The sequence below is a fragment of the Kitasatospora sp. NPDC004799 genome, assembly GCF_040609095.1.
Classification (GTDB): Bacteria; Actinomycetota; Actinomycetes; order Streptomycetales; family Streptomycetaceae; genus Kitasatospora.
Window position 1 is genome coordinate 1 of sequence record NZ_JBEXJK010000478.1, and the last position, 6,039, is coordinate 6,039.

General features: G+C 73.3%; 4 protein-coding genes. 1 reads left to right on the forward strand and 3 read right to left on the reverse strand.

What is annotated here, in order from left to right; all coding sequences use genetic code 11:
- Window positions 1-377: 377 nt before the first annotated feature.
- Both ABZW03_RS35895 and ABZW03_RS35900 read right to left on the reverse strand, forming a co-directional pair.
- On the reverse strand, window positions 378-1,025 hold the full coding sequence (locus ABZW03_RS35895; protein WP_355268140.1) for an NUDIX hydrolase: 648 nt from the start codon (window positions 1,023-1,025) through the stop codon (window positions 378-380).
- Between the two features lie 108 nt (window positions 1,026-1,133).
- Window positions 1,134-2,771 carry a CTP synthase gene (locus tag ABZW03_RS35900; RefSeq protein WP_355268143.1) on the reverse strand — a complete coding sequence of 546 codons (1,638 nt, stop codon included), beginning with the start codon at window positions 2,769-2,771 and terminating at the stop codon, window positions 1,134-1,136.
- Between the two features lie 758 nt (window positions 2,772-3,529).
- Here ABZW03_RS35900 and ABZW03_RS35905 point away from each other — a divergent pair.
- Complete coding sequence (locus ABZW03_RS35905) at window positions 3,530-5,527, forward strand: glycoside hydrolase family 15 protein (RefSeq protein ID WP_355268146.1); 1,998 nt, start codon at window positions 3,530-3,532, stop codon at window positions 5,525-5,527.
- Window positions 5,528-5,536: 9 nt separating this feature from the next.
- Here the strand turns inward: ABZW03_RS35905 and ABZW03_RS35910 are convergent.
- Window positions 5,537-6,039, reverse strand: a 503-nt coding sequence (locus tag ABZW03_RS35910) for a glycosyltransferase family 4 protein (protein ID WP_355268149.1), incomplete at its 5' end; no start/stop codon positions are given.

The window sequence follows — 6,039 nt, forward strand, 5'->3', positions numbered from 1 at the left end:
GGCGGCGGCCGCCCGCAGCGTGGCCAGTTCGGCGCGCCGCCCGACGAACAGCGCGGGCCCGGCCGGCAGCCGTTCCAGGCCCGGAACGGCCCCGGCGGGCGCGCCGGGGCCGGGGTCCATCGTCGCCGTCTTCCTCGCCACCCGCGCCACTCCCGACGTCATCCCGCACTCGGCATCCGACGCTCGGCTTCCGGTGGCCGGCCTCCGGATCTCAGCGGAGGCGGCCCGGGACGGGCGCCCTGTCTGCGAAGCGTAGTTCGACCGTCCGGCTCAGCCGAGGTGACATCCGGTCGTACGAATCGGCAAATCACCCCAACGACTCAACGCAGGCCCCGACGCGCCGGGGCTACCGGGGCGCAGCGCGACGCGGGGCCGACTCAGGCGTCGAAGGGCCGGGCCGGCCAGGGCGAATCCGCCGGGCGCAGCGCGTCCAGCCCGTCCGGGCCGGTGAGCGCGGCGTGCACGGCGAGGGCGCCGGTGACCAGGGTCGGGTTGTGCAGCTTCCCGGCCTGGATCAGCCGGATCAGTTCCGGCACCGGCATCCAGGCGACCTCGATCTCCTGCTCCTCGCCCTCGGCCGCGTAGCGCTCGCCCTCGGCCGGCGCCAGGTCGGTGGCGAGGAACATCCGCAGCGCCTCGTCGGTGCCGCCCGGGGAGGTGTAGTAGTCGGCGAGGATCCGCCAGGTGCCGGCCTTGCAGTGCGCCTCCTCGTACAGCTCGCGCTGGGCCGCGTGCCACGGGTTCTCGCCGGGCACGTCGAGCAGGCCGGCCGGCAGCTCCCACAGCCGCTGGCGCACCGGGTGGCGGTACTGGCGCAGCACCAGCACCCGCTGCTCGTCGTCCAGGGCGAGCACCGAGACCGAGCCGGGGTGGGTCTGGTAGTCGCGGCGGGCCCAGCTGCCGTCGGGCATCCGGACCTCCTCGCTGCGCACCCCGGTGACCTTGCCCTGGAACGGCGTCCCGCTCGCCCGGACCTCCCACTCCTCGGCCGTGTCGGCGATCTCCCGGCGGCTCTGCTCGTCCATCGCTCTCCCCTTTTCGTCAGTACGACACAATCTAACGCCGAACGGCGGCCCCGCGGGAATCGCGGGACCGCCGTCCGGTGAACGGCCGCTGACTGCGGCGGCCGGGGACTACTCGGAGTCCGCCGTCTTGATCTCGATGGCCGCCTTGACCAGGCCCGCGAACAGCGGGTGCGGGCGGGTCGGGCGGGACTTCAGCTCCGGGTGGGCCTGGGTGGCCACCAGGTAGGGGTGCACCTCGCGCGGGTACTCGACGTACTCGACCAGGTCGCCCTTGGGCGAGAGGCCGGAGAACACCAGGCCGGTCTTCTCCAGGTCCGCGCGGTAGGCGTTGTTGACCTCGTAGCGGTGGCGGTGGCGCTCCTCGACGTACTGCTCGCCGCCGTAGACCTCGCGGACGATCGAGCCCTCGGCGAGCTTGGCCGGGTACAGGCCCAGGCGCATGGTGCCGCCCAGGTCGCCCTTGCCGTCGACGATGGCCAGCTGCTCGGCCATGGTGGAGATGACCGGGTGCTTGGCGGCGGCGTCGAACTCGGTGGAGTTGGCCTCCGGCAGGCCGGCCAGGTTGCGGGCCGCCTCGATGACCACGCACTGCAGGCCCAGGCACAGGCCCAGCAGCGGGACCTTGTTCTCGCGGGCGAAGGTGATGGCGCCGACCTTGCCGTTGACGCCGCGGTCGCCGAAGCCGCCGGGGATGCAGATCGCGTCGACGTCGCCGAGCTGCGCCTGGGCGCCCTCGGGGGTCTCGCAGTCGTCCGAGGTGACCCACTTGATCTCGACCCGGGCGTTGTTGGCGAAGCCGCCGGCGCGCAGCGCCTCGGTCACCGACAGGTAGGCGTCCGGCAGGTCGATGTACTTGCCGACCAGGGCGACCTTGACGATGTGCTGCGGCTCGTGGACGCGGCGCAGCAGGTCGTCCCAGGTGGTCCAGTCGACGTCGCGGAACGGCAGGTCCAGGCGGCGCACCGCGTAGGCGTCCAGGCCCTCGCCGTGCAGCACCTTCGGGATGTCGTAGATCGACTTGGCGTCGATGGCCGCGACCACGGCCTCCTCGTCCACGTCGCACATCAGCGAGATCTTGCGCTTGATCGCCTGCGGGACCTCGCGGTCGGCGCGCAGCACGATCGCGTCGGGCTGGATGCCGATGTTGCGCAGCGCGGCGACGGAGTGCTGGGTGGGCTTGGTCTTCAGCTCGCCCGAGGGGCCGATGTACGGCAGCAGGGAGACGTGCACGAAGAACACGTTGTCCCGGCCGACCTCGTGGCGGACCTGGCGGACGGCCTCCAGGAACGGCAGCGACTCGATGTCGCCGACGGTGCCGCCGACCTCGGTGATCACCACGTCGACGTCCTCGGTCGCCATCCGGCGGATCCGGGACTTGATCTCGTTGGTGATGTGCGGGATGACCTGGACGGTGTCGCCCAGGTACTCGCCGCGGCGCTCCTTGGCGATGACGGTCGAGTACACCTGTCCGGTGGTGACGTTCGCCGAGCCGTGCAGGTTGGTGTCCAGGAACCGCTCGTAGTGGCCGATGTCCAGGTCGGTCTCGGCGCCGTCGTCGGTGACGAACACCTCACCGTGCTGGAACGGGTTCATGGTGCCCGGGTCCACGTTGAGGTACGGGTCGAGCTTCTGCATCGTCACGCGCAGGCCGCGGGCCTTGAGCAGCGCGCCGAGGCTGGAGGCGGTCAGCCCCTTGCCGAGCGAAGAGGCGACACCCCCGGTGACGAAGAGGTGCTTGGTCGTCACGGCGCGGCCGTTCGCTGCCTTGCCGGAATGGGGCTGTGCCAAGAGGGGGCTCCCGTGGGTCGCGTGTCGAAGGTGACGTGGGCGGGAGCTCGGGGTTCGCCGTGACGGGAGGCCGGCTCGGTGCGCGGCGCTCGCTGGGTCGTCGGTTCGGCTGGTCCGGGGCGTTTGATCCCGCCGGTCCACGGGATACCAGGGTATCAGTGACCCGGCCCGGACGCCGTTCGGGCCGCGCGCACCGCGCCGGGAGCGCGCGCGGGGCGCACCACCGGCGCATCACCCGCCGCACGTGTCACACCGGTCGCACAACCCACCGGACCGGGCCAGAGCGCGGGTGCCCGTCCGGACCATTCGGGCTCCTCCGGCCGGGCCAGGCGGAGGTGATCCTTCCGGACCATCCTGCGCCGCGTCCTCGCGATGCACGGCATTTCCGCCGAATTGCGGCGCCACACCGGGCTGCGCCCGCGTGCTTCGCCCCTTTCGTCCGTCGTAAGCTGCACGGACGCATCGCCGACAGCACGAGCACGCGGAGGGCGTGGGAGGGTCAGGACACTCCCGGTCCCCGATGCGCGACCGGACCTCCCCGTATTCCCGCTCCTCCCCACCCACTCCAGGGGCTCGACCGAGCCCCGCGGACACTCCAGCAGGGCCTGCCACCACCCCCGGCGGGCCGGACGTCCCGGGGTGGCCCTCCGGCCCCGCAGCCCGCTCGCTCCCTCCGCTCGCCGATGCCCTGACCACATTGCGAACTGGAGATCCACGTGGCCGGCCGTATCGAGGACTACGCACTCATCGGGGACATGCAGACCGCTGCCCTGGTCAGCAGGGACGGGGCGGTGGACTGGCTCTGCCTGCCCCGCTTCGACTCGCCGGCCGTGTTCGCCGGCCTGCTCGGCACCGATGAACACGGCTTCTGGCGGATCGGCCCGGCCGAGGCCGTCGCCGCCTCGGCGGACGCCCCCGCGGCGGACCCGGCCTCCTCGCCCGCCCGGGCCCGCCTCGCCGACACCGCCGACCTGCGGGTGCCCCCGCCCAGCGCCGCCGCCCCCGCCGTGCCCGCCGACCGCCGCCGCTACCGGGGCGACTCGCTGATTCTGGAGCAGGAGTGGGACGCCCGGGGCGGCACCGTCCGGGTGATCGACTTCATGCCGCCGCGCCCGCTGGCCGGCAAGGACGCCGTGCCCCAGATGATCCGGATCGTCGAGGGCGTCTCCGGCACCGTCCGGATGCGCTCGGCGCTGCGGATGCGCTTCTCCTACGGCCGGGTGGTGCCCTGGGTGCACCGCGTCGAGCAGCCCGACGGCGGGCACCGCACCGTCGCCGTCGCCGGCCCCGACTCGGTCTGGCTGGACGGCGAGGCCGAGACCTACGGCCGCGACCTCACCACCTACGCCGACTTCACCGTCACCGCCGGCGAGCGGATCGCCTTCGCCCTCACCTGGCAGGCCTCCCACCTCGACCCGCCCAGGACCCCGGACGCCGAGGAACTGCTGGACGCCACCGCCGACTTCTGGCACGAGTGGGCCGACCAGTGCACCTACCAGGGCCCCTACCGCGAGGCCGTGATCCGCTCGCTGATCACCCTCAAGGGCCTCACCTACGCCCCCACCGGCGGCATCGTCGCCGCCCCCACCACCTCCCTCCCGGAGGACATCGGCGGCGAGCGCAACTGGGACTACCGCTACACCTGGCTGCGCGACGCCGCCATCACCCTCTCCTCGCTGCTGCGCACCGGCTACCGCGAGGAGGCCCGCGCCTGGCGCGAGTGGCTGCTGCGGGCCGTCGCCGGGGACCCGGAGAACCTCCAGATCATGTACGGCATCGCCGGCGAGCGGGAGCTCACCGAGTCCTCGCTGGACTGGCTGCCCGGCTACGAGGGCTCCCAGCCCGTCCGGGTCGGCAACGGCGCCGCCGGCCAGCTCCAGCTCGACGTCTACGGCGAGGTCGTCGAGGCCCTGCACCTGGCCCACATGACCGGCCTGGTCCGCAACGACCACGCCCACCACCTCCAGCTGCGCCTGATCGAGTACCTGGAGGACCACTGGCAGAACCCGGACGAGGGCATCTGGGAGGTCCGCGGGCCGCGCCGGCACTTCGTCCACTCCAAGGTGATGGCCTGGGTCGCCGTCGACCGCACCATCAAGCTGCTGGAGCAGACCCCCGAGGACGAGCCCACCGGCGGCCACCTGGAGCGCTGGCGCGAGCTGCGCGCGCAGATCCACGCGGACGTCTGCGAGAAGGGCTACGACCCGGAGCGCAACACCTTCACCCAGTACTACGGCGGCCAGGAGCTGGACGCCTCGCTGCTGCTGATCCCCCAGGTCGGCTTCCTGCCGCCGGACGACAAGCGGGTGATCGGCACCATCGAGGCGATCCAGCGCGAACTGTCCACCGAGGACGGCTTCGTGCTGCGCTACCCGACCCACGACGAGAGCGGCAACAACGTGGACGGCCTCTCCGGCCACGAGGGCGCCTTCCTGGCCTGCTCGTTCTGGCTCGCCGACGACCTCGCCATGATCGGCCGGGTGCAGGAGGCCCGCGAGCTGTTCGACAAGCTGCTCTCGCTGCGCAACGACCTCGGCCTGCTCGCCGAGGAGTGGGACCCGCGGCTCAAGCGCCAGGTCGGCAACTTCCCGCAGGCCTTCAGCCACGTCCCGCTGATCGACACCGCCCTGCGGCTGACCGCCTGCGGCGCCGCGTACCTGTCCGCCCAGCCGGACGGGCCGGCCGCCGACCGGGCCGATCGGGCCACGGTCTAGCGAGCGGCGTCAGCCGCGCTGCACCAGCTCGTCGTAGGTGCTGAGCACCTGGGCGACGGTGGCGGCCTCGTCCGGCCAGGTCTCGGCCTGCTGCCGGCCGGCCGCCACCAGCCGCTCGCGGCGGGCCGGGTCGGCCAGCAGTTCGCGCACGGCGCGGCCGAGCGCCGCCGGATCGCCCGGGGGCACCAGCACGGCGGCGTCGCCGACCAGTTCGGGGATGCCGCCGACGGCGGTGGCGACCACCGGCACGCCGGCCCGCACCGCCTCCTGCACCACCAGCGAGCGGGCCTCCCAGCGGCTGGAGACCGCCACCAGGTCGGCGGCGGCCAGCAGGTCGGGCACGTCGGTGCGGTAGCCGAGCAGCCGCACCGGCAGCTTCTCCGCGGCCACCCGCTCGCGCAGCGCGCCCGCCTCCGGGCCGTCCCCGGCGAGCAGCACCAGCGGCTCCGGGTCCAGCGCGGACAGCTCCCGGGTGGCGTCCAGCAGCAGCCCGAAGGCCTTCTGCGGGACGA

Excerpts from the sequence above, each read along its gene's own strand:
- ABZW03_RS35895 (WP_355268140.1), bottom strand. The coding sequence starts at position 1,025 with ATGGACGAGCAGAGCCGCCGGGAGATCGCCGACACGGCCGAGGAGTGG.